The sequence below is a fragment of the Flavobacterium sp. genome, from assembly GCF_036405015.1.
Classification (GTDB): Bacteria; Bacteroidota; Bacteroidia; order Flavobacteriales; family Flavobacteriaceae; genus Flavobacterium.
Genome location: NZ_DASWYK010000238.1, coordinates 16,669 through 38,600, shown reverse-complemented (window position 1 = coordinate 38,600; position 21,932 = coordinate 16,669). Strand labels below are relative to the sequence as shown.

Sequence of the window (21,932 nt, the reverse complement as noted above, 5' to 3'; positions counted from 1 at the left end):
ATCAAGGCGTTAATTGGATGGAATTATTCATTAAAGTCGATTTTTTTAAAACGCTGTACATGCTTTGTTTTAAAAAAACGGTTTTTTTGTTTTTCGAAATTTTACTGTTCGTATTGTCAGCAGTTAAAATATCTCGGTCAAAAGTGTAAATAGAAATAATGCTGGCTTCTTCGAGATCTTTCTTTTTCTTTGGGTCGTTTACCACTTTTTCTGGAACGGGATAAGAAGCAATTCGTTGGAAATTTTTATCGCTTCCGCTAAAGTGAATCTGATCGCGCTGATTGTTTATCGTATTGACCACAGCGTTTAAAGCTTTCAAATTCGCGTAATTGAGTTTGATGATGAAAACATAATTTTGAAAATCGGTTTTAGTACTGACATTTGAAATTCCATCAATTTTTAAAGCTTTTGTTTTAAAGTCTTCCAGTTTTTGAGTGATTTCCTGTTCGTTCGGAATTTTGACTCCGTCAACTTCTTCCAGCCAAATAGCCGATTTGGTTTTAAACCAAGACTTCGAAAAATCGATCATCAAAGTATATTCACCACTTTGATCATCGTGATGTTTGATTCTTTCTGTAATCTCAAAACAACTTGTTAAGAACAGACAGCAAAATAAAGCGAGAATTTTCTTCATATTACAAATTTAGACGGAAAAATTCTAAAAACCTATTTTGATCAAATTCAATATAAAAAATCAAATTTTTAGATAATATTAACGGATTCTGTTACGAGCTAAACGCCTTATTTTGTTCCTTTTTCAGTAACTTTGCACCGCTTGTAAAAAGTAACACAACTTCAAAAAAAAATAAAAAAACAACTACGGTTTTAGAAACCACGATTTATAAATCTGAATTCTAAAATCTAAAATCTAAAATGATATGTTCCCATTACAAAGAGGCAGAAGATTAAGAGTAAATGAATCCATTCGTTCTTTAGTACGTGAAACCAGTTTAAGTCCATCGGATTTTATGTTTCCAATGTTTATTGCTGAAGGCGAAAATGTAAAAGTCGAAATTCCATCAATGCCGGGAATTTTTAGAAGATCTATAGATTTAACGGTTGAAGAAGTAAAAGAACTTTTTGATTTAGGAATTCGCGCGGTTAACATTTATGTAAAAGTGAGCGAAAACCTAAAAGACAATACTGGAAAAGAAGCTTGGAATCCAAACGGATTAATGCAACAAGCTATTCGTGCCATAAAAGCGGCTTGTCCAGAAATGATTGTGATGCCTGACGTAGCTTTAGATCCTTATTCTATTTATGGTCACGACGGAATTATAACAAATGGCGATGTAGAAAACGACAGCACTGTTGATGCTTTAGTAAAAATGGCAGTTTCTCACGCAGAAGCCGGTGCCGATTTTGTTGCACCAAGTGATATGATGGACGGGCGTGTTCTACGCCTTCGCGAAGGTTTGGATGCTGCAGGATTTCAAAATGTTGGAATTATGAGTTATTCTGCTAAATATGCTTCGGCTTTTTATGGCCCGTTTAGAGATGCTTTGGATTCTGCTCCAGTTGACACAACCGATATTCCGAAAGATAAAAAAACCTACCAAATGGATTATGCCAACCGCATTGAAGCTATTAAAGAAGCTTTGTCTGATGTAGAAGAAGGCGCAGATATGGTGATGGTAAAACCTGGAATTGCTTATTTGGATATTGTTCGCGAGATCAAAAACACGGTAAATGTTCCTGTAACGGTTTATCAGGTTTCTGGAGAATATGCCATGATTAAAGCAGCATCTGAAAGAGGCTGGCTAGATAATGACAAAATTATGATGGAACAATTAATGTGCATTAAACGTGCAGGTGCCAATCTTATTTCTACTTATTTTGCTAAAGAAGCGGCAATTCTTTTAAAGAAATAAGATGAAAAAGGTTTTATTTTTAGCGGCTGTTTTAGCTTTTGCTTCTTGCAAAAAAGAAGGTGCTGAAACGACAACAACGGAATCGGTTTCTGAAGGCGAATCAGCGAAAGCGAAAACTCCTGAAGAATTAGGAAAAGAACTTTTTGAAGGAACCGGAAATTGTTTTGCCTGCCATCAGCCAGATCAAAAAGTAATTGGACCTAGCATTAAAGAAATTGCTAAGATATATAAAGATCAAAAAGGTGATATGGTCACTTTCTTAAAAGGAAACGCAGAACCAATCGTAGATCCAAGTCAGTTTGCGGTGATGAAAACCAATTTTGCCATCACGCAAGCCATGTCTGATGAAGAATTAAAAGCAATTGAAGCTTACATTTATAGTCAATTGAAATAATTGTATACTATGTTTCCTAGAAATGTTTGGTAGACTATATGACTAAAATTTATATTAAAATCAAACGTTCCTATGGAACGTAAACAAATGTGACTTCAATATCTTTACTACCGACGAAACATTCCTACGGAATGATACCTGATATCACAAATTATAAACAGAAAAATTAAAAAGGGGCAGTTCACTTTAGAAACCGCCCCTTTTTCATTCTTAAAATTGACTACCAAATTTTAACTCGTTTATCTGGTTCCAAATACATTGGATCTCCTTTTTTAATTCCAAAGGCATCATAAAAAGAGTCTAAGTTTTTGATTGGCACAACCGCTCTGTACATTCCTGGAGAGTGCGGATCTGTTTTCACCTGACTTTTAATTGCTTCGTCTCGAGATTTTGTTCTCCAAACTGTTGCCCACGAAATAAAGAATCTTTGTTCTGGTGTTAATCCATCGATCAAACCTGGGTTTCCGTGTTTTTTTAGATACAATTGCAAACCGTCATAAGCTGCGTTAGTTCCGCCTAAATCTCCTATATTTTCACCTAATGTAAATTTACCATCTACAAAAATTCCAGGAAGTGGTTCCAATGCGCTGTATTGCGCTGCCAATTGACCACCAAGGGCTGTAAATTGTTTTAAATCTTCTGGAGTCCACCAATCCACTAAGTTTCCGTCAGCATTGTAACGAGCTCCAGAATCGTCAAAACCATGAGAGATTTCATGACCAATTACGGCTCCGATTCCACCATAATTAACGGCTTCGTCAGCTTGGTAATTATAAAAAGGTGGTTGTAAGATGGCCGCTGGGAATACAATTTCATTATATGAAGGATTGAAATAAGCGTTAACGGTTTGTGGAGACATTCCCCACTCTGTTTTATCAACTGGTTTTCCAAGTTTTGCAAGATTTTCAGCGTAAGCCCATTTTGCTAAATTTTTCATATTATCAAAATAAGTACCGCCTTCATTTACATTCTTAAGTTCTAATTTTGAATAATCTTTCCATTTGTCTGGATATCCAATCTTAACAGTCAACTTATTCAGTTTCTCGATTGCTTTAACTTTTGTTTCTTTCGACATCCATGGCAAAGCGTTGATTCTGTTTTCATAAGCCAACATTACATTTGCAATCATATCTTTGGCTTTGGCTTTAGCTTCAGCTGGAAATAATTTTTCTACATATAATTTCCCTAAAGCTTCTCCAGTTGCTCCGTTGATTACTTGTAAAGCTACTTCTTCGCGAGGACGCTGTTTTAAAGCTCCTGTTAATGTTTTTCCATAGAAATCAAAGTTGGCATTTTCAATATCTGTGGTTAAAGTTGAAGCTGCTTTGTTTAATAAAGACCATTTCAAATACTCTTTCCAAGCTTCTACTTTCTTTTCTGTAAACGTTTTTTCTAAAGCGATCATGTAACGAGGCTGCGCTACATTTACCGTATCTAATTTTGTCATTCCGATTCCTGAGAAATATTTTTCCCATTGAATTGAAGGTGTATTCTTTTTCAAATCGGCAACTGCTGTCGGATTGTATTGTTTTCTTCTGTCTCTTCTCTCCACACGATCCAGTCTTGGAGCCGACATTTCGATTTCTAAAGCCACGATTTGTTTAGCACTTTCTTTTGCTTTCGCTGGAGATTCTCCAATATACTGCATCATTCGGGCAACATGAACTTCATACTTTTCACGTTTTTCTTTAGAATCTTTATCATCAGAATTGTAATAATCTTTATCAGACAATCCTAAAGTTCCTGGGCTTAAGGTTACAGAATTTTTATTACTATTTTTAGCATCAGCTCCAACATAAACTCCAAAGAAACCTGATCCGCCAGAAAGTTGCATTTCAGTTATGTAATTTTGAAGATCAGCTACATTTTTAATGGCATCAATTTTCTTTAAATAAGGCTGAAGTGGTGCAACTCCTCTTTTATTTCTTCCAACAGTATCCAAAATGGTATTGAATAAAGCAATGGCTTTACCCTGATCTGTATTTGATTTGTACTTTGGATCTTTTGATGCTGCTTTTAAAATAGCAAGAGCATCGTTATCCGTTTTTTGACGAAGTTCATTAAAACTTCCCCAAGAATTACGGTCACTTGGAATTTCCGTTTTGTCTAACCAGGTTCCGTTTACATAACGGAAAAAATCCTGACTTGCACTAACTTTAGGATCCATGTAAGAAATATTAATTCCAGGCTCCTTTGGTTTTTCATTTTGTGCTTCGGCTGCTGTCAACGAAAACATTGCACAAACCACACAAAACATAGGTTTAGAAAGCTTTTTAGTCATTTTTATTTAGTGTTTTAGTATATTTACAAACATATTGTTATTATTTTTAATTCTGTGTTAAAATTTTCGAATAAATATTTTGTAAGAATAAGTCTTGAATTTATAGCATTTCAGACAAATAAAAACGGCGCTGAATCAGCGCCGTTTTAAGTATTCTATTATTTTGATTACCAGATTTTAACTCGTTTCTCTGGCTCAACATACATTTTATCTCCTTTTTTAATATCGAAAGCTTTGTAGAAAGCATCAACATTTTGGATTGGCACATAAGCTCTGTACATTCCTGGAGAGTGCGGATCGGTTTTTACCTGATTTTTGATTGCTTCGTCTCTTGATTTTGTTCTCCAAACTGTCGCCCAAGAAATAAAGAAACGTTGTTCTGGTGTAAATCCGTCGATCAAACCAGGATTTCCGTTTTGTTTCAAATACAATTGTAATCCGTCGTACGCCGCATTGATACCACCTAAATCTCCAATATTTTCACCTAAAGTAAAATGACCATCAACATGAACTCCTGGAAGTGGCTCAAGTGCGCTGTATTGGTCTGCCAAAGCAGTTCCTAAAGCTGTAAATTGTTTCAAATCATTTTCTGTCCACCAGTCTACCAAGTTTCCTTCTGCATTATAACGTGCTCCCGAATCATCAAATCCGTGAGAAATCTCGTGTCCGATTACAGCTCCAATTCCACCATAATTAACGGCTTCGTCTGCCTGATAATTGTAGAAAGGCGGCTGTAAAATCGCAGCTGGGAATACAATTTCGTTATAAGACGGATTGTAATAAGCATTTACAGTTTGTGGCGACATTCCCCATTCTGTTTTATCAACTGGTTTTTTCAGTTTATCAATACTTTCTTGGAATCCCCATTTTGCTAAGTTTTTCATGTTATCAAAATAAGTTCCTCCTTCAGCAGTACTTTTTATCGTTAAAGCAGAATAGTCTTTCCATTTATCTGGATAACCGATTTTGATAGAGATTTTGTTCAGCTTTTCAATCGCTTTTACTTTTGTTTCAGGCGACATCCAAGTTAGTGCATTGATTCTGTTTTTGTAAGCCAAAATCACATTCTGAATCATTTTATAGGCTTTCTCTTTTGCTTCAGCAGGAAATAATTTTTCTACATATAATTTTCCTAAAGCTTCACCAACAGTTCCGTTAACCAAGTTAAGTGCTCTTTCTTCAGCAGGAAGTTGTTTGATTGCTCCTCTCAAAGTTTTGCTGTAAAAGTCAAAACGAGCATTATCAATAGCCGTTGTTAATTGTCCTGAAGCTCCGTTTAGTAAATCCCATTTCAAATATTCTTTCCACTGGTTTACCTTGTTTTCTTTAAAAACGGTTTGTAGTGCTGTCATATATTTAGGTTCAGAAACAATTACAGAATCTACTTTAGTAATTCCTAAACCAGTAAAATATTCATTCCATTTAATTGCTGGAGTTAATTTTTGAATATCAGCAATTGTCATTGGGTTATATTGTAAACGGCTGTCTCTTCTTTCTACTCTGTTTAATCTTGGTGTAGATAATTGTGTTTCTAATGCCAAAATCTCAGCAGCGCTTTGTTTTGCTTTTTCAGGAGATTCTCCAATAAACTGAAGCATTCTCGCTATATGCAATTCATATTTAGCACGTTTTTCTTTAGAATCTTTATCGTCTGAAGTGTAGTAATCTTTATCAGGAAGTCCTAGTCCGCTTGGCACAAGGTTTACAGAATTTTTTGAGCTGTTTTTATCATCTGCTCCAATGTAAATTCCGAAGAAACCTGAACCACCCTCTTTTTCCATTTCTATTAAATATTTCTGAACATCAGCAACATTTTTAATAGCATCGATTTTTTTCAGGTAAGGTTTTAATGGTTCAATTCCTCTTTTATCTCTTCCAATTGTATCCAGATAAGTGTTGAATAAATTTACGGCTTTTCCCTGATCAGTATTAGATTTATATTTTGGGTTTTTAGAAGCTTCTTTTAAAACCGCCATTACATCTTTATCCGTTCTTTTGATCAGTTCATTAAAGCTTCCCCAAGTTGTACGATCGCTTGGAATTTCTGTTTTTTCTAGCCATGTACCGTTTACATATTTGAAAAAATCCTGACTTGGGCTGACTTTCGTATCCATATAAGATACATTAATACCTGGTTCTTTTGGGGCATTTTGAGCCTGAACTGCTGTTAGCGAAAACATTGCAGATATCACACCAAACACAGGTTTAGCAAATTGTTTTTTCATAAAAATTTATAGTTTAAGGGAAAATACAAACATATTGTTATTATTTCAAAAATTATGTTAAAATTATAACCGGAAATTTAAAATCATGAATAAATTTCACAAATCAGAATTTAAAACTATTATACTTAGTCTGTAAGTCCGCTAAAAATGTTACAAAAGCCTGTTAAAAAAATAATACAGTAAAGTTTTTAAAATCTGCTTTTTGTATTTTTGCGCCAAATTATTTTTATGAAATCGCTTTTATACAAATACCGCAAATTCTTTATTGTTTTAATAGTATTTTCGGTTGTTACGATATCTTTGTTTTATTCGGCATTAAAACCTAAAAAGACACTTCCAATCTACAATCCTGCTGATGTAAATCCTGAATTAGTTGATAGTACCGTTCAGTATAAAAGTAAATACCATACTATTGCCGATTTTTCTTTTGTAAACCAAAATGGTGATACCATTACCCAGAAAAATTACGAAGGAAAAATTTATGTTGCCGATTTCTTCTTTACAACTTGTGGTTCGATTTGTCCAAAAATGACAACTAATCTGGAAGAAGTTCAAAAAGCGGTTTTGAATAATCCAAAAGTAATGTTGTTGTCACATACTGTATTTCCAGAAGTCGACAGTGTTTCGGTTTTAAAAGAATATGCCATAAAACATCATGTTGTAGATAGCAAATGGAATTTGGTTACTGGAGATAAAAAAGAAATTTATACGATGGCTAGAAAATCCTATCTGGCTGTAAAATTAGGAAGACCAGATCAGCTTTATGATATGGTTCATACCGAGAATTTTGTTTTGGTTGATCAAAAACGTCGCGTTAGAGGATTTTATGACGGAACAAATAAAGAAGACATGAAACGTCTTTTAGAAGACATCGATTTCCTTTCTCAGGAGTAAAATCCCTTATTTTTAGAAAGTTTTAGCATTTGTGTAAGCACAAAATGCCAGTATATATAGAATAATTACCTATTTTTGCAATCTAAATTCAATCTAAATAAGCTTGCAAAATACAATCCACACTCTGAAAAAAGGCGAGAAAGCCATTATCAAAGATTTTGATATCGATCTTATTCCACTTAAATTATTAGAAATGGGTTGTCTTCCGGGCAGCTTAGTTGAACTACTACAAGTTGCTCCTTTTGGTGATCCGTTGTATTTAGACATAAACGGTTCGCATGTTGCCATTCGTATTGAAACCGCTCGTGAAATTGAAGTTGAACTTATCCAAAACAATTTATAATGAGCGTTCAGAATATCAATGTTGCCCTTATCGGAAATCCTAATACCGGAAAAACTTCTGTTTTTAACCAACTGACTGGTCTTAATCAACAAGTTGGAAATTACCCTGGAATCACTGTTGAGAAAAAAATGGGATTCTGCAAATTACCCAACAACGTCAAAGCTAACATTCTGGATTTACCAGGAACTTATAGTTTGAACGCCAGTTCGATGGACGAAAGTGTGGTAATTGAACTTTTATTAAACAAAAACGATAAATTATATCCAGATGTTGCCGTAGTCGTTACCGATGTCGAAAACCTAAAAAGAAATTTACTGATTTATACTCAGATTAAAGATCTTGAAATTCCGACTATTTTGGTCATCAATATGTCTGATCAAATGGAAAGAAAGGGAATTTCTTTGGATATTCCTTTTTTGGAAGAAAAGCTGAAAACAAAAATTGCTTTGGTTAGCTCACGTAAAGGTCATGGAATCGAGGAGTTGAAAGAGCTGATTGTTTCTTATAAAACCATCACAAACGAACCTTGTTTAAATGCATCTGTAATTGATCCTGAATATTTTGAAAGATTAAAACAAGCTTTTCCAAATCAGTTAATGTACAAATTGTGGCTGGTTATCACTCAGGATGTTAATTTTTCGAATTTAGACCGAAATGAAGTCAGAAGTACTTTTACTAAATCAAATTCAGAGTTAAAACGACTTCAACAAAAAGAAACCATCAAAAGATATCAGTTTATCAATGATGTTTTAAAAGAAGGTTTAAAAATTGATGCTTCGATGGCAAAAGATATTCGTGCCAAATTAGACCGCGTTTTAACGCATAAGGTTTTTGGTTACGTTATTTTCTTTGCGATTTTGTTTTTGATTTTCCAATCGATTTTTAGTTGGTCAACCATTCCGATGGATTTCATCGACAGTACTTTTGCTTCTTTAAGCAGCTGGGTTGCTGAAGAATTACCAAGCGGAATTCTAACCGATTTACTTTCACAGGGAATTATTCCGGGAATTGGTGGAGTTGTTATTTTCATTCCTCAAATTGCGGTATTGTTCTTATTCATTTCTATTTTGGAAGAAAGCGGTTATATGAGCCGTGTGGTTTTTTTAATGGATAAAATCATGCGCCGATTCGGACTTTCAGGAAAAAGTGTTGTGCCTTTGATTTCTGGAACTGCTTGTGCGATTCCGGCTATTATGGCAACACGAAATATCGAGAACTGGAAAGAACGCCTTATTACGATCTTAGTAACGCCATTTACGACTTGTTCGGCAAGATTACCCGTTTATGCAATTATCATTTCGCTGGTTGTTCCGAGCAAACGAGTTCTTGGTTTTCTAAATGTTCAAGGATTAACTTTAATGTCATTATACGTTTTAGGATTTTTTGCAGCGATTTTGTCTGCTTATATTTTGAATAAAGTTTTAAAACTAGAATCTAAAACGTATTTCGTAGTCGAAATGCCAAGTTATAAAATGCCACTTTTCAAAAATGTTGGTATTAATGTGATTGAAAAAACGAAAGCATTTATCGCTGGAGCTGGAAAAATCATTTTAGCAATATCTGTTATTTTGTGGTTTTTGGCTTCTTATGGTCCAGGAAAAGAATTTAATGATGCTGAAAATATTGTAAAAGAAAGATTTGCCAATACCACTCTAGACGAAACTCAGTTTGAAAACGAAGTGAATTCTCAAAAATTAGAGAATTCATATATCGGATTAATGGGAAGAGCAATAGAACCAGCGATTCAGCCTTTGGGTTATGACTGGAAAATCGGAATTGCCTTAATCAGTTCTTTTGCAGCACGTGAAGTTTTTGTTGGAACTCTGGCGACTATTTACAGTGTTGGAGACACCGATAACGAATCGACCATAAAAAGCAAAATGCAGGCAGAAGTTCGTCCCGATACTGGAAAAAAAGTCTTTGACTTTGCCACAGGAATTTCGTTATTACTGTTTTATGCCTTTGCGATGCAATGTGCCAGTACATTAGCGATTACCAAAAAAGAAACCAATTCGTGGAAATGGCCTGCTATGCAGTTAGTTTTCATGAGCGGATTAGCTTATTTTGCCGCATTAATTGCGTATCAAGTTTTAAAATAAAAAGTTATGTTTCAGGAAATTATAGCCTTTGCCATATTAGGATTCGCTGTCGCCTTTTTGATTAAAAAGTTTTTCTTTAAATCGAAAAAGAAAAAAGATTGTGGTAACGGAACTGATTGTGGATGTTCTTAATTTTAGCTACTAAGTTGCTAAGATTCTAAGTCGCTAAGATTATATAAACAAAAGCTTCACAGAGATTTTTAAAATCTTTGTGAAGCTTTTTCTTTTTAGTTATACACAAAAAAACACTTTATAACTAGCAAAAAAAATGTCTTATTCTAATGGTTTTAAGACATTTAAGGGTATTTTTTAACTATTGTACAAATTATTTTTGAAGCACTAAAAATACATTCAAAATGACAAAATTTGAAAAAGAGGAGATGATTAGAAACAATAGAGTAACAAGGTTGCTTTGGTTTTCTTTTGGATTTTTATGCGCTTTCGGAATAATGTGTCTTATAAAATCTAAATTATAGATTTACACAAATGTTCCAGTTTATGGATTGATTACAAATGTAAAACGACTCTAGATAAGAGCCGTTTTTTATTTATACTCTTAGTAACAAGACTGAGAACTGTAACTGAAAACTATTTCAATCCTTCCCATTCTGCATAAAACTGAGCAAGGAAAGTTTCCATAAAACGATGTCTTTCGGCAGCGATTTCTTTTCCTTTTTCGGTATTCATTTTATCTTTTAAAAGCAAAAGTTTTTCGTAAAAATGATTTATCGTTGGCGCATTATTCTTTTTATACTCTTCTTTTGTCATATTGGTTACTGGAGCAATTTCCGGATTATACAAAGCTCTGTTCTTAAATCCGCCGTAATTAAAAGCTCTTGCAACACCAATCGCACCGATTGCATCTAAGCGATCAGCATCTTGTACAATATCCAATTCGATTGAAGAGAACTTTCTTTCGAAATTTCCGCCTTTATAAGAGATATTTTCAATGATATTGACAACATGAAGGATAATCTCCTCTGAAACATTTTCGGCCTCTAAAAACGCTCTTGCTGTTTTTGGTCCGATAGTTTCATCTCCATTATGAAATTTGCTATCGGCAATATCATGCAATAAAGCGCCTAATTGTACAACCGTAAGATCACAATTGGTATCTTTTGCAATTAAAAGCGCATTTTTATAAACACGTTCAATATGAAACCAATCGTGTCCGCCTTCGGCATCGTTTAGTTTCTCTTTTACAAAAGCAATGGTTTTAATAATCAACTCTGAAGCGTTCATAAAGGCATTTTTTAATTATATGTTATAAAAAAATGTTGATTGTCAAAGATTCGAAAATCTTCAACAATCAACAAATATATTTTTTTAAAACTTCAAAAACTAAATTCCAAACTCCAATTTAAAAATCTAAAATCTGAAATCTAAAATCTAAAATTTATTAAAGTCTCGCTGGCTCTACCCATTTAAAGATGTGAGATTCTTTAGGAATCACAATTCTTTCAGAGATTTTTGCCATACGTGCCGGTAATTTCATTAAGTAATCACGAGCTTTTTCTGCTTCATCAGTCAAATTAGAAATTTTGTCAATTTCCCATTTGTTCATTAATTTCTGCATGATTTCTACGTAATCTGTTGCTGTATAAACTCCGATGCGTTGTGCAGAATCTGAGAATTGTTCAAAAGCTGTACTTATTTTTTGTCCAGATTCTCTCAAGAAGTGCGCTGGCATAACGATTTTTTGTTTCATCATATATTGAAACGCCAACATCATTTCGCTTGGGTCAACTTGGAAAATTCTAGTTACAAATTCGCTGTAGGCATGGTGATGACGCATTTCGTCTCCTGCAATCATTTTACACATTTTAGACAACTTGTTATCTCCGAATTTCTTTGCAATTTGCGAAACTCTATTGTGAGAAACATAAGTTGCTAATTCCTGAAAACTAGTATATACAAAGTTTTTGTACGGATCAGTTCCAGTTCCAATATCAAAACCGTCGTTGATTAAATGCTGTGTTGTCATTTCGATTTCACGCATGTTTACACGACCAGACAAATACAAGTATTTATTTAAAAGATCTCCGTGGCGGTTTTCTTCTCCGGTCCATTGACGGATCCATTTAGACCAACCATTACCACCATTTTCTACCTGATCTACTCCTTCTACATCCATCAACCAGGACTCATATGTAGGCAAAGCTTCTTCGGTGATCGTGTCACCAACAAGCGTAACCCAGAAATCGTATGGAAGTTCTTTAGCAATTTCGCGTAATTCTTTTACCTCTTCGAAGAAATTTTCTCCTTCAGAATTTGGTAAAAAATCCGACGGCTGCCAAATTTTTTCCACTGGAATTAAATACTGTTCAACGAAGCTATCCACGTTTTTTTCCAAAAACTGCATTACTTCTAATCTAATGTTTTTTATAGACATTACTTATTATAGATTTGGGTTTTACATTTTAGCTCGGACCAAAACTTAAACCTGTTTATACTCATTTATTCCTTCTTTAACTGCTTTCTCAGTAATCTCCATCAGCTCTTCAAATTTATAGTCTTTGACAGCTAAAGGTTTGTGAGCTGTAAACTTCAGATGATTTCCTAAACCAACAGGAAAAAAACCAAATTTTACCATTTTCCATGAATTATTAATACTCACAGGCACAACATATGCAGATGGCGCATATTTGCATAAAATTTTTAAACCGCTTTGAGCGAATTCTTTTGGTTTACCCGTTTTACTTCTTGTTCCTTCTGGGAAAATAACGGCAGATCTTGTGTTTTTTTCGATATATTCAGACAAGCCTTTGATAACTGGTATCGCTTGTTTAGGGTCTTTTCGGTCAATTAAGACAGATCCTCCGTGTTTCAGATTGTATGAAACGCTCGGAATTCCGCTGCCTAACTCCTTCTTACTTACAAATTTACAATGAAAACGTCTAAAATACCAAATCATTGCCACGATATCGTACATACTTTGGTGATTTGCCACAAAAATAATCGGCACGCCTTTCGGAATAGTATCTCTATTTTCAATCGTATATCTAGTTCCAACAAGATTCGTACATCTTAAAAGGCAGAAGTTTAAATAGTCAACGCTTTTTTTGTGAGCCTGGTAACCAAATATATTTAAACAAATCCACTGAATTGGATGAAAAACAGCCAAACACAAACCAAATAATAAATAGTAAATTACCGATATGGGATAAGAAATAATTTTTTCCATGCTTCAAAAATTAATGCGCAAAAGTAGTAAATATATTTTTAGACTTATTAAAATTGAAAACAATAACCGTTTTTCTGGTTTAATTGTACCTTTGTACCAAAATTTGCAAATTTTTTCTGAATTAAATGAACTTTACATACCCTAAAAACGAGCGTTTAAAAAGCAAAACTACTATTGGATTACTGTTTTCTGAAGGAAAATCGGTTTCTAAATATCCGCTTCGTTTGGTTTATCGTCAGGCGGAAGCAAATTCAGAAGAACAAACCAAGATTGGCGTTTCGGTTTCGAAGAAATATTTTAAGAAAGCCGTTGATCGCAATTACTTTAAAAGAGTCTTGAGAGAAACCTATCGATTGAACAAACATTTGCTTTTGGACAATCTGGATCAGCCATATTCGATTATGCTTTTTTATCAGACCAAAGACCGTTTGTCTTACGAAGAAATCAATACCAAAATGATTCAGTTGTTTGAGAAATTTTCACTTCAAATCAACAAAACGGAAGATTCTGAAAATAAAACAGAATCGTAAATCCCAAAACGTAAGATTAATAATCAACTTAGGCAAAAAAATCGTAGTTTTAGCTCTAAATCGAAATTTTATGAGGTCTATTTTTTCTTTGTTCGTTTTTTTTCTAATTCTCTCTGGCTGTAATAAATCTAACGAACCGGACAGCAAAGATCTTGCAGTAAGTGCTGTAATGGTTGCGCCTCCACCACCTGGCGCGAGCAATTCAAATCGAAAAGATGAGGATAAAAGTGAATCTTCACCAGAAATTCCGCAAAAAATAATTAAACAAGCTTCTCTAAGATTTGAAACTGATAATCTTGAAAATACTTTCAATCAAATTCAAAAAGCCGTTGAGAGTAATAAAGCTAGAATAATAAACGATTCTGAAGGAAAAGATTATAGTAATGCTTACAGAAATATTATCGTAAAAGTACCAAGCCAGAATTTTGACCGTTTTATAAGCGACGTTTCTAAAGGAGTTTCTTATTTTGAAGTCAAAAATATTTCTGCAGAAGATGTTACCGAACAATTTATCGATCTAACATCAAGATTAAAAACAAAGAAAAAACTCGAAGAACGTTATCTTCAAATTTTACAGAAAGCCACTAAAGTCAGTGAGATTTTAGACATTGAAAAACAGATTTCTGCCATTCGCGAAGAAATCGAAGCCAAAGAAGGCCAGCTGAAATATTTAGAAAGTCGTGTTTCTGAAAGTACAATTACCATAGAATTCTACAAAACCGTTGCCGAAAAAGAAGGTGTTAAAATATCATACGGTTCCAAACTTTGGACTGCTGTTAAATCAGGATTTTTTAGTTTATCAGACTTTTTAATTTCGTTAATTAGCGTTTGGCCTTTTGTTATTATATTTTTTGTACTAGCCTATTTTATTAGAAGAAGATTTAAAAGAAGAAAAAAAGAATAATCATGTATCCGTATTTCAAAAAGAAATTTATTATACCAGTCGCTGCGGCGGGAATGTTGTTTGTTGGAACCAGTTTTAAAGAAGATTTTTTTGAAATTGCCAAACAGATCGAAATTTTTACGACTTTGTTTAAAGCTGTAAATACCAATTATGTAGACGATACCAATCCTGGTGATTTGATGGACAAAGCGATTAAAAGCATGTTGGCAAGTCTGGATCCGTATACGGTTTATTTTAATGAGCAGGATGTTGTCAACTTCAAAATCAACAATACGGGAGAATATACCGGAATTGGCGCTTTGATTTCCAGAAAAAAAGACCGTCTAATTGTTCGTGAACCTTATAAAGATTATCCTGCCGACAAAGCCGGACTTAAAGCAGGTGACGAAATCATTCAGATTGGTGACGTTTTAATTGCCGATTTTAAAGATGACGCTTCGCAATTATTGAAAGGAACAAAAAACACTAAAATCAATATTAAATACCTTCGTCAAGGAAAACCGAACACTACCGTTTTGGTTTTGGATGAAGTAGATATTAAATCGGTTCCTTTTTACGGAAAAATTGATGACAAAACAGGTTATATTGTTTTGGCCCATTTTAGCAGAAAAGCTGCGAATGAGGTAAAAGAAGCCCTTGAAAAACTAAAAGCAGACGGAGCCAAACAAATCGTTTTAGATTTACGCGGAAATCCTGGAGGTTTACTAAACGAAGCAATTGATATCTGTAATTTATTTGTTCCGAAGAATGAAGTAATCGTAACGACTAAATCGCGAATTGAAAAACACAACAATACTTATAAAACACAAAAAGAACCAGTTGACACACAAATTCCATTGGCGATTTTAGTAAACGGAAGAAGTGCTTCGGCTTCTGAAATTGTTTCGGGCGCTTTGCAGGATTTGGATCGCGCTGTTATTTTAGGAAGCAGAAGTTTTGGAAAAGGTTTGGTACAGCGTTCTGTTGATTTAACTTACGGAACTCAATTAAAAGTGACTATTTCCAGATATTATACTCCTTCGGGAAGATGTATTCAAGCTTTGGATTATGCGCATAAAGACAAAAATGGCGTGGCTCAGAAAACAGATGCTAAAAACTTCAATGCTTTTAAAACCAGAAAAGGCAGAACCGTTTATGACGGTGGTGGTGTTTTACCAGATATCGAACTGGACGAAACCAAAACGAGTGCCATTGCTACAGCTTTGATCAAAAATGATGGCGTTTTTGACTATGCCACAACATACTATTACAAAAACCCAAACTTGGGAGATAAAATTCCAGTCATAACTGATGCAGATTATGTAGCTTTTAAACAATATCTAAAAACCAATAAAATCACTTTTGATACCGAAACAGAAATCGCTTTAAAAAATACTTTAGCTGCAGCTAAAAATGAAAAAATAGACGAAACTATTGCTCCTGAATATCAGCAGTTATTGGCCGCTTTAGAAAAAAGTGAAACTACTTTACTGGATAAAAACCAAAAAGAAATCAAAAGTATGATTCAGGAAGAGCTGATTAAAAGATATCAGTATCAGGAAGGTTTATATCAGTTTTACATTAAAAACAATTCAGAAATTAAAAGAGCGGTTAGCGTATTAAACAACCAGACCGAATACAAAACCATTTTAAAAATGTAGTAGCGTCTTAAAGACATAAAAAAAGCCGTTTAGAGAAAATTAAACGGCTTCAAAAATACAATGGTTTTGGTTAGAAAAAATTAGTAGTTTTTAAACTATGAATTGTGAAAAGTGAGAAATTCCTTAAACCTTTCACAAAGAAACACTAGATTATTTCTAAAAGCATCCAACAGAAGTTTTTAAAATGTCATTAAAAGACAAATTTCTTCCAAACAAAACTTTATTCTAAAAAATGCAGATTACAGTTTCTGATTTTAGAGATTGTTATCATTCTTATTGAGTTGCAGTTCCAGATTCTTAATATACTTTTTTTGCAGTTTTATAGTATATTTTGCTTCTTCGTATAGATCTTTGTAATTGAAGACATCCTCCCAAATACCTATTTCAGTTTCATCTGTTATCTCCTTAAGCATATTTCCTTTTCCAGTTAGAATCCATTCTGGATTTAAATCTGAAAAATGTGAGTAGATTAACTCTGCATCATACGTATTTCTAGACTTCCAATTTGAAACAACCTGAGCAGAAACTCCAATATGTCTGGCAAAAGCAACATCGCTCTTAAAATCGTAATGCTTTATTATTTTATTAATTATTGTCAATTTATCCATCATTCCCTTCAACACATAAACATTTTGTGTAAAAAACCCAACATGTAAACAAAATGTTTATACATTTGTTTAGCTCAATGAGCAAAAAAGCAAAGGTATCGTTTTAAAACTATTAGCATACAATAGTTTGCACTTTAACCTTCTTATACGCACTCTGGAATTTCCAAATTCAAAAAATATCCTCGTAAAGAGATCATCAATCTACTTACAAGCCCTCCATTTTACTAGTCTTTTTTCTTATGCGATAAAATTCGCATAAAAACGCATGAGAAAAAACTTACTTATCTGATAATTTTGCCAAAATTTCAAGATTTATGAAAAAGTATATTACAATGAGTTTGATGTTAGTGAGTTTGGGAACGATAAAAACTCATGCACAAGTTGGTATGCCAACTAATAATCCCAATAAAAATTCGGTTTTAGATTTAAATAAAACAGATGGTACCAACGATAAAGGATTGTTGTTACCAAAAGTTGCTTTAACAGGAGCAAATAATGCATCGCCACTTTCTACCCATGTTGCAGGTATGTATGTTTATAATACAGCTACTGTGGGTACAGCTGGAAATGCTGTAAGCCCAGGAGAATATTACAATGACGGAACAAAATGGCTTCGTATGCCAACATCTCCTTGGAACATTACAGGGAATGCAGGAAACACAACTTCTAATTTCTTAGGAACAACAGACGCTGTAGATCTTGCTTTTAAAACCAATAATACAGAACAAGTACGTATTACTAAAACTGGAAATATGCTAGTGGGTACAAATACGATACCAACAGGTGGAACTAATGCTAAACTTATTGTAAACAATAATACTACAGCTGGAGCTTTACAAATTGTAGATGGATCACAAGCAAATGGAAAAGTATTAACTTCTGATGTTAATGGAGTAGCTTCATGGGAGCCACCAGTTAGTGAAAACACTAAAATACTCACTATGGGAAGTGGAACTTACCTTCCAAGTTCTTCAGCTAACACAAGCGTTTGGTATTATACAGGAAATTCTATAAGTCTTCCTCCTGGCAAATGGCTAATCTCAGCTGATATATTACTTATCAAAGATACTGGCCCTACAGCTGTAAATGAAACTTGGTGGGTACGTTCTACGTTTATGGACACTCCTAATCCTGCTGTAGGTACATTACATTCTACTGATATTACATCAACATCCTATTTTATAAGTGGTTTGCTTCCTGGAAGCAGTCAATTTGCTATGATAAAAGGAAATGTAGTAATAACTAATAGTAGTACTACAAACAAAACTTATTATTATGTAGCTGGTTCATTTGATTCTATTAATACCACTGGAGGAGGTGTTTGGATTGGGGATGGAAATGTAAGTGAAAACAAAATTACCTATCAACGAATTTATTAATAACCTAACAATTATTTAGTTAGTGGGAAACACGTAAATAAAAATGAAAAGAATATTAAAAATAGTAATGATAATTTTTCTGTTAAGCATATCTAATATAAATGCTCAAGTTGGAATGATGACCAATAATCCTAATAAAGATGCAGTATTAGATTTAAATAAAACAGATGGTACTAATACTAAAGGGCTTTTATTACCCAAAGTCGCCTTAACAGCAACCAATAGTCCCTTGCCAATGACTGCCCATGTACAAGGCATGAAAGTATATAACACCGCAACAGCTGGAAGTGGTGCAACACGAGTGATACCAGGAATGTATTACAACGATGGCACCAAATGGACAGAAGTATCAGCAGATTGGGAAATCACAGGTACAGGAGCAACAGATGTAACTGCAAATTTTATTGGTAATACTACCACTGTTGACTTTCCTGTACGTACCAATAATACTGAAAGAATGAGAGTAACTAGTGCTGGACAATTATTAATAGGAAGTACCGTAACCCCCACAGGAGGAACAAATAGCCGAATGATTATTAATAATGGAACGACAAAAGGAGCGATTCAAATAAAAGATGGCACAGAGAGCACTAAACGTGTTTTGATTTCCGATGCAAATGGAGTAGGAAGCTGGAAAGATCAAGCTGTAGAAGTTTTATTCATAGATCCATCATCAGCAGGAATTAGTTTGCCAGCGACCAACACACCACGTTGGGTCTATACGAACACAAGCATAGTATTACCAACAGGAAAATGGATGGTTACAGTTAACACATTACTGTCGAAAAGAAGTTGGACAGCAGCAAATGAAACCTGGTGGGTAAGGACTTCATTTAGTGACAACAGCGCTATTATTGCTGTATCTCCAGATATTGTATCGAGATCAACTCTAATTAGTGGTTTACTTCCTTCCAATTCATTTTATGCATTATTAACTGGAACAGTAATTATAAACAATACAAGTGGAGCAAATAAAACCTATTACTACGTTGCGGGAGACATTGATTCTGTAAACGCAACTGGTACGCTCTCTAATTTTGGAGGAGGATGGGCTGAAAATGGTTTTATGGTACAAAGAATCAATTAATGTAGTTCAAAACTGTATAAAAGAAAAAATGAAAAAAATATTTAAAACTGCCTTAATATTAGCATATCTAACATTAAGCAATACATATGCACAAATCGGTGTTCCTAATAATAATCCAAACAAAGATGCTGTACTAGATTTAAATAATACAAATGGTACAAGTTCTAAGGGATTGTTATTGCCTCAAGTTTCCTTAATCAGTACAACCAGTTCTTTACCTTTAAGTACAAATGTTGCAGGTATGCACATATACAATACTGCTACCGCAGGAAGCGGCACAACTCAAGTTAAGCCAGGTGAATATAGCAATGATGGTACTTCTTGGAAAATGATACAAACAACTGGATGGGGATTACAAGGAAATGCGAATACTACTACAAGTAATTTTATTGGAACTACAGATGCCGTAGATTTTCCAATTCGAACTAATAATACGGAAAGATTAAGGGTCACCTCGGCAGGAAAATTACTCTTGGGAACAACTACAGTTCCAACAGGAGGAACTAACCCTAAAGTCATCCTTAACAATGGAACAACGACTGGTGCCATTCAATTAAAAGATGGAACTGAAGGAAACAACTTTATATTAACTTCGGATGCCAATGGCGTTGGAACGTGGAAAGCACAAACGCTTGACGTTTTCTTTGCTCAAAATTTCGGAGCTGGGGCATATATATCTTATAATCAACTAAACAAATGGTATAATACAGGAACAACAATAACTTTACCTGCTGGTAAATGGTTATTATCTATAACTATGCTCATAAATAAAGATGTTGTAAATGGAACATATTGGACTACTCCAACAGAAAGTTGGTGGGTAAATACATCCTTTAGTGACAGCAACACTACTTTAAATTATTCTGCTGATCTAATTGGTGGAAAAATTGCTAGCGGAGTATTACCTCCAAACAGCCCTTTCAATATATTAACAGGTTCAATAATCATAAATAATACGTCAGGAGCTAATAAAAATTATTATTTTATGGCTAATGTATATAGCGCAGTTGGAGGATCTGGACAACTTCGAGGTTTTGGTGGATCTTCAGGAGAAAATAATATCAGTTGGAAAGCTATAGATTAACATAACAAACCTTTGCTTCTCATTTGAGATATGGCAAAGGTTTGTTTTTTTAGTTTCAAAAAAGGAAACTAAGCATAGTGCTAAAAGTTTTGAAAAGTCAATTTATTAACTCTTAAACGAAATCAAAAATGAGTAAGGTAAAACTAACCAATGCCCGTTTGGCCAAAGGTATTTCTCAAGAGGAACTCGCAGATTTAATTGGCATGACGCAGTCTAACTACAGCCGTCGCGAAAACGGCCATAAGAAAATAACAGAACTCGAATGGCAAAAAATTGCCAAAGAACTTGGAGTCAACAAAGAAGAAATCTACGAACCAGATCCCGACACAGATCCTAAAAACGAAGTTCCAAAAATGCTACAATTTACTATTCCGCATTTTATACTAGAACACATAGAACTTTTAAAAAAAGAAAATAAAGCATTAAAAGAAAAGCTAAAACAGCTTAAAAAGAAAAATCTAAATTCTTAATTATAAAGTTCTTGCCACAAAGACGCAAAGACACAAAGTTTTTTAAACTATAGTCAGTTTTCTTTGCGAAAATACTGGTGTGATTCTTTCTTCATCAGAATAACAAACCTCTGTTGCTTTGTTAGTTTGGCACTTTGCAACTTTGCAACTTTGTCCCTTTGTCCCTTTGTCCCTTTGCACCTCTAAAAAAAACTATTTTTTCGTCATTACAATTTCCATGCTTTTGTATTCAGAGCCGTCTTTTGTATCGTACATCTCCATTTTTCTCGTTTTTGGATCTACAATGGTGTAGACTTCACGATAAGGTGTTTTTTTGCCGTTTACCGGATTTACCATTTCGCCTTTTAGCTCCATGCTTTTTTTACTTTCGTCGTATTTTCCCATCGCAACCATCATTCCGGTTCCCATATTGTCTATGAATGTTGTGGTATATTCTTCGCTGGCATTGTTGTAAGCCAAAGTGCTTTTTCCTTCAAATGGTTGTCCCATCATCGTTCCTTTATAATCGGCTTCCTGATAACGCCCTCCTAAAATCATTCTGATTACTGCGGTTGAAGTTGCTTTTTCTGGTTTTCCGTTTGCTTCAGACCAGAACGTCATATCGCAATTCCAAGTTCCAACTTCGTCTGCCATCATTTTATGTGGATTTCCTGGGGTTGCATATTCCTGCCAAGCTTTCATTTGTGCGGCAGAATCTAATGGTTCTTCAATAAGTGGTTCTTCGGTTTTAACAGCTAGAGAATCTGTTGCTGTTGTGGTTTCGGTTTTTACTTCTTTTTTACACGAAATAAAGCATAGGGTTGTTAGTACTAATGCTGCGGTTAATTTTTTCATAACTATTTGTTTTGATGTTTGTTATGAATAAAAATACGAAAATTATTTTGTTTCAGGTTTAAGATGACATGTTCTCTTCAAACTTTATTAATATTCAACTTGAAA

20 protein-coding genes are annotated in these 21,932 nt (G+C 34.2%); 12 read left to right on the top strand and 8 right to left on the bottom strand.

Annotation, left to right across the window (positions count from 1 at the left end; genetic code table 11):
* Nucleotide 1: 1 nt before the first annotated feature.
* A complete protein-coding gene (locus VGE71_RS20865) occupies nucleotides 2–634 on the bottom strand; it encodes a hypothetical protein (protein ID WP_331140038.1) in 633 nt (210 codons plus the stop codon).
* Nucleotides 635–878: 244 nt separating this feature from the next.
* On the opposite strand from VGE71_RS20865, the gene hemB reads away from it, so the two are divergent.
* Complete coding sequence (hemB, locus tag VGE71_RS20860; RefSeq protein ID WP_144216523.1) at nucleotides 879–1,871, top strand: porphobilinogen synthase; 993 nt, start codon at nucleotides 879–881, stop codon at nucleotides 1,869–1,871.
* 1 nt (nucleotide 1,872) lies between these two features.
* Complete coding sequence (locus VGE71_RS20855) at nucleotides 1,873–2,265, top strand: c-type cytochrome (protein WP_331140037.1); 393 nt, start codon at nucleotides 1,873–1,875, stop codon at nucleotides 2,263–2,265.
* Between the two features lie 220 nt (nucleotides 2,266–2,485).
* Here VGE71_RS20855 and VGE71_RS20850 read toward each other — a convergent pair whose 3' ends face one another.
* Both VGE71_RS20850 and VGE71_RS20845 read right to left on the bottom strand, forming a co-directional pair.
* Nucleotides 2,486–4,546, bottom strand: a complete 2,061-nt coding sequence (locus VGE71_RS20850) for a M13 family metallopeptidase (RefSeq protein ID WP_331140036.1) — start codon at nucleotides 4,544–4,546, stop codon at nucleotides 2,486–2,488.
* A gap of 167 nt (nucleotides 4,547–4,713) precedes the next feature.
* Nucleotides 4,714–6,771 carry a M13 family metallopeptidase gene (locus VGE71_RS20845; RefSeq protein ID WP_331140035.1) on the bottom strand — a complete coding sequence of 686 codons (2,058 nt, stop codon included), beginning with the start codon at nucleotides 6,769–6,771 and terminating at the stop codon, nucleotides 4,714–4,716.
* A 228-nt stretch (nucleotides 6,772–6,999) separates the two neighbouring features.
* Here VGE71_RS20845 and VGE71_RS20840 point away from each other — a divergent pair, with 228 nt between their 5' ends.
* From VGE71_RS20840 to feoB, 3 genes are all read left to right on the top strand, one after another.
* Nucleotides 7,000–7,665 carry an SCO family protein gene (locus VGE71_RS20840; RefSeq protein ID WP_331140034.1) on the top strand — a complete coding sequence of 222 codons (666 nt, stop codon included), beginning with the start codon at nucleotides 7,000–7,002 and terminating at the stop codon, nucleotides 7,663–7,665.
* Between the two features lie 103 nt (nucleotides 7,666–7,768).
* The gene (locus VGE71_RS20835; RefSeq protein ID WP_144216515.1) at nucleotides 7,769–8,008 is read left to right on the top strand and encodes a FeoA family protein; all 240 of its coding nucleotides are present in this window, start codon (nucleotides 7,769–7,771) and stop codon (nucleotides 8,006–8,008) included.
* A complete protein-coding gene (feoB, locus tag VGE71_RS20830; protein WP_331140033.1) occupies nucleotides 8,008–10,107 on the top strand; it encodes a ferrous iron transport protein B in 2,100 nt (699 codons plus the stop codon). The genes VGE71_RS20835 and feoB overlap by 1 nt, the downstream gene beginning before the upstream one ends.
* Before the next feature lie 588 nt (nucleotides 10,108–10,695).
* Here feoB and VGE71_RS20820 read toward each other — a convergent pair.
* From VGE71_RS20820 to VGE71_RS20810, 3 genes are all read right to left on the bottom strand, one after another.
* Nucleotides 10,696–11,349 carry an HD domain-containing protein gene (locus VGE71_RS20820; protein ID WP_331140032.1) on the bottom strand — a complete coding sequence of 218 codons (654 nt, stop codon included), beginning with the start codon at nucleotides 11,347–11,349 and terminating at the stop codon, nucleotides 10,696–10,698.
* Between the two features lie 157 nt (nucleotides 11,350–11,506).
* Complete coding sequence (locus VGE71_RS20815) at nucleotides 11,507–12,499, bottom strand: acyl-ACP desaturase (RefSeq protein ID WP_331140031.1); 993 nt, start codon at nucleotides 12,497–12,499, stop codon at nucleotides 11,507–11,509.
* Between the two features lie 45 nt (nucleotides 12,500–12,544).
* A complete protein-coding gene (locus tag VGE71_RS20810) occupies nucleotides 12,545–13,291 on the bottom strand; it encodes a lysophospholipid acyltransferase family protein (RefSeq protein ID WP_331140030.1) in 747 nt (248 codons plus the stop codon).
* Nucleotides 13,292–13,416: 125 nt separating this feature from the next.
* Between VGE71_RS20810 and rnpA the strand changes: the two genes are divergently transcribed.
* The 3 genes from rnpA to VGE71_RS20795 all read left to right on the top strand — a co-directional run bounded on the left by rnpA (nucleotide 13,417) and on the right by VGE71_RS20795 (nucleotide 16,365).
* Entirely contained in the window at nucleotides 13,417–13,821 is a 405-nt protein-coding gene (rnpA, locus tag VGE71_RS20805; protein ID WP_331140029.1) for a ribonuclease P protein component, read from the top strand.
* Nucleotides 13,822–13,891: 70 nt separating this feature from the next.
* Complete coding sequence (locus tag VGE71_RS20800) at nucleotides 13,892–14,725, top strand: DUF4349 domain-containing protein (RefSeq protein WP_331140028.1); 834 nt, start codon at nucleotides 13,892–13,894, stop codon at nucleotides 14,723–14,725.
* A 2-nt stretch (nucleotides 14,726–14,727) separates the two neighbouring features.
* The gene (locus VGE71_RS20795) at nucleotides 14,728–16,365 is read left to right on the top strand and encodes a S41 family peptidase (RefSeq protein WP_331140027.1); all 1,638 of its coding nucleotides are present in this window, start codon (nucleotides 14,728–14,730) and stop codon (nucleotides 16,363–16,365) included.
* A 254-nt stretch (nucleotides 16,366–16,619) separates the two neighbouring features.
* On the opposite strand, the gene VGE71_RS20790 is transcribed toward VGE71_RS20795, so the two are convergent.
* Nucleotides 16,620–16,988: a helix-turn-helix domain-containing protein gene (locus tag VGE71_RS20790; RefSeq protein WP_331140026.1), complete on the bottom strand. Its 369-nt coding sequence runs from the start codon at nucleotides 16,986–16,988 to the stop codon at nucleotides 16,620–16,622.
* A gap of 299 nt (nucleotides 16,989–17,287) precedes the next feature.
* On the opposite strand from VGE71_RS20790, the gene VGE71_RS20785 reads away from it, so the two are divergent.
* The 4 genes from VGE71_RS20785 to VGE71_RS20770 all read left to right on the top strand — a co-directional run bounded on the left by VGE71_RS20785 (nucleotide 17,288) and on the right by VGE71_RS20770 (nucleotide 20,993).
* Nucleotides 17,288–18,352: a hypothetical protein gene (locus VGE71_RS20785; protein ID WP_331140025.1), complete on the top strand. Its 1,065-nt coding sequence runs from the start codon at nucleotides 17,288–17,290 to the stop codon at nucleotides 18,350–18,352.
* Between the two features lie 43 nt (nucleotides 18,353–18,395).
* Nucleotides 18,396–19,439, top strand: a complete 1,044-nt coding sequence (locus VGE71_RS20780; protein WP_331140024.1) for a hypothetical protein — start codon at nucleotides 18,396–18,398, stop codon at nucleotides 19,437–19,439.
* Nucleotides 19,440–19,467: 28 nt separating this feature from the next.
* Entirely contained in the window at nucleotides 19,468–20,523 is a 1,056-nt protein-coding gene (locus VGE71_RS20775; protein ID WP_331140023.1) for a hypothetical protein, read from the top strand.
* A gap of 128 nt (nucleotides 20,524–20,651) precedes the next feature.
* The gene (locus tag VGE71_RS20770) at nucleotides 20,652–20,993 is read left to right on the top strand and encodes a helix-turn-helix transcriptional regulator (RefSeq protein ID WP_331140022.1); all 342 of its coding nucleotides are present in this window, start codon (nucleotides 20,652–20,654) and stop codon (nucleotides 20,991–20,993) included.
* A gap of 192 nt (nucleotides 20,994–21,185) precedes the next feature.
* Here the strand turns inward: VGE71_RS20770 and VGE71_RS20765 are convergent, their stop codons facing one another.
* On the bottom strand, nucleotides 21,186–21,827 hold the full coding sequence (locus tag VGE71_RS20765; RefSeq protein ID WP_331140021.1) for a DUF1579 domain-containing protein: 642 nt from the start codon (nucleotides 21,825–21,827) through the stop codon (nucleotides 21,186–21,188).
* Between the last annotated feature and the right edge of the window lie 105 nt (nucleotides 21,828–21,932).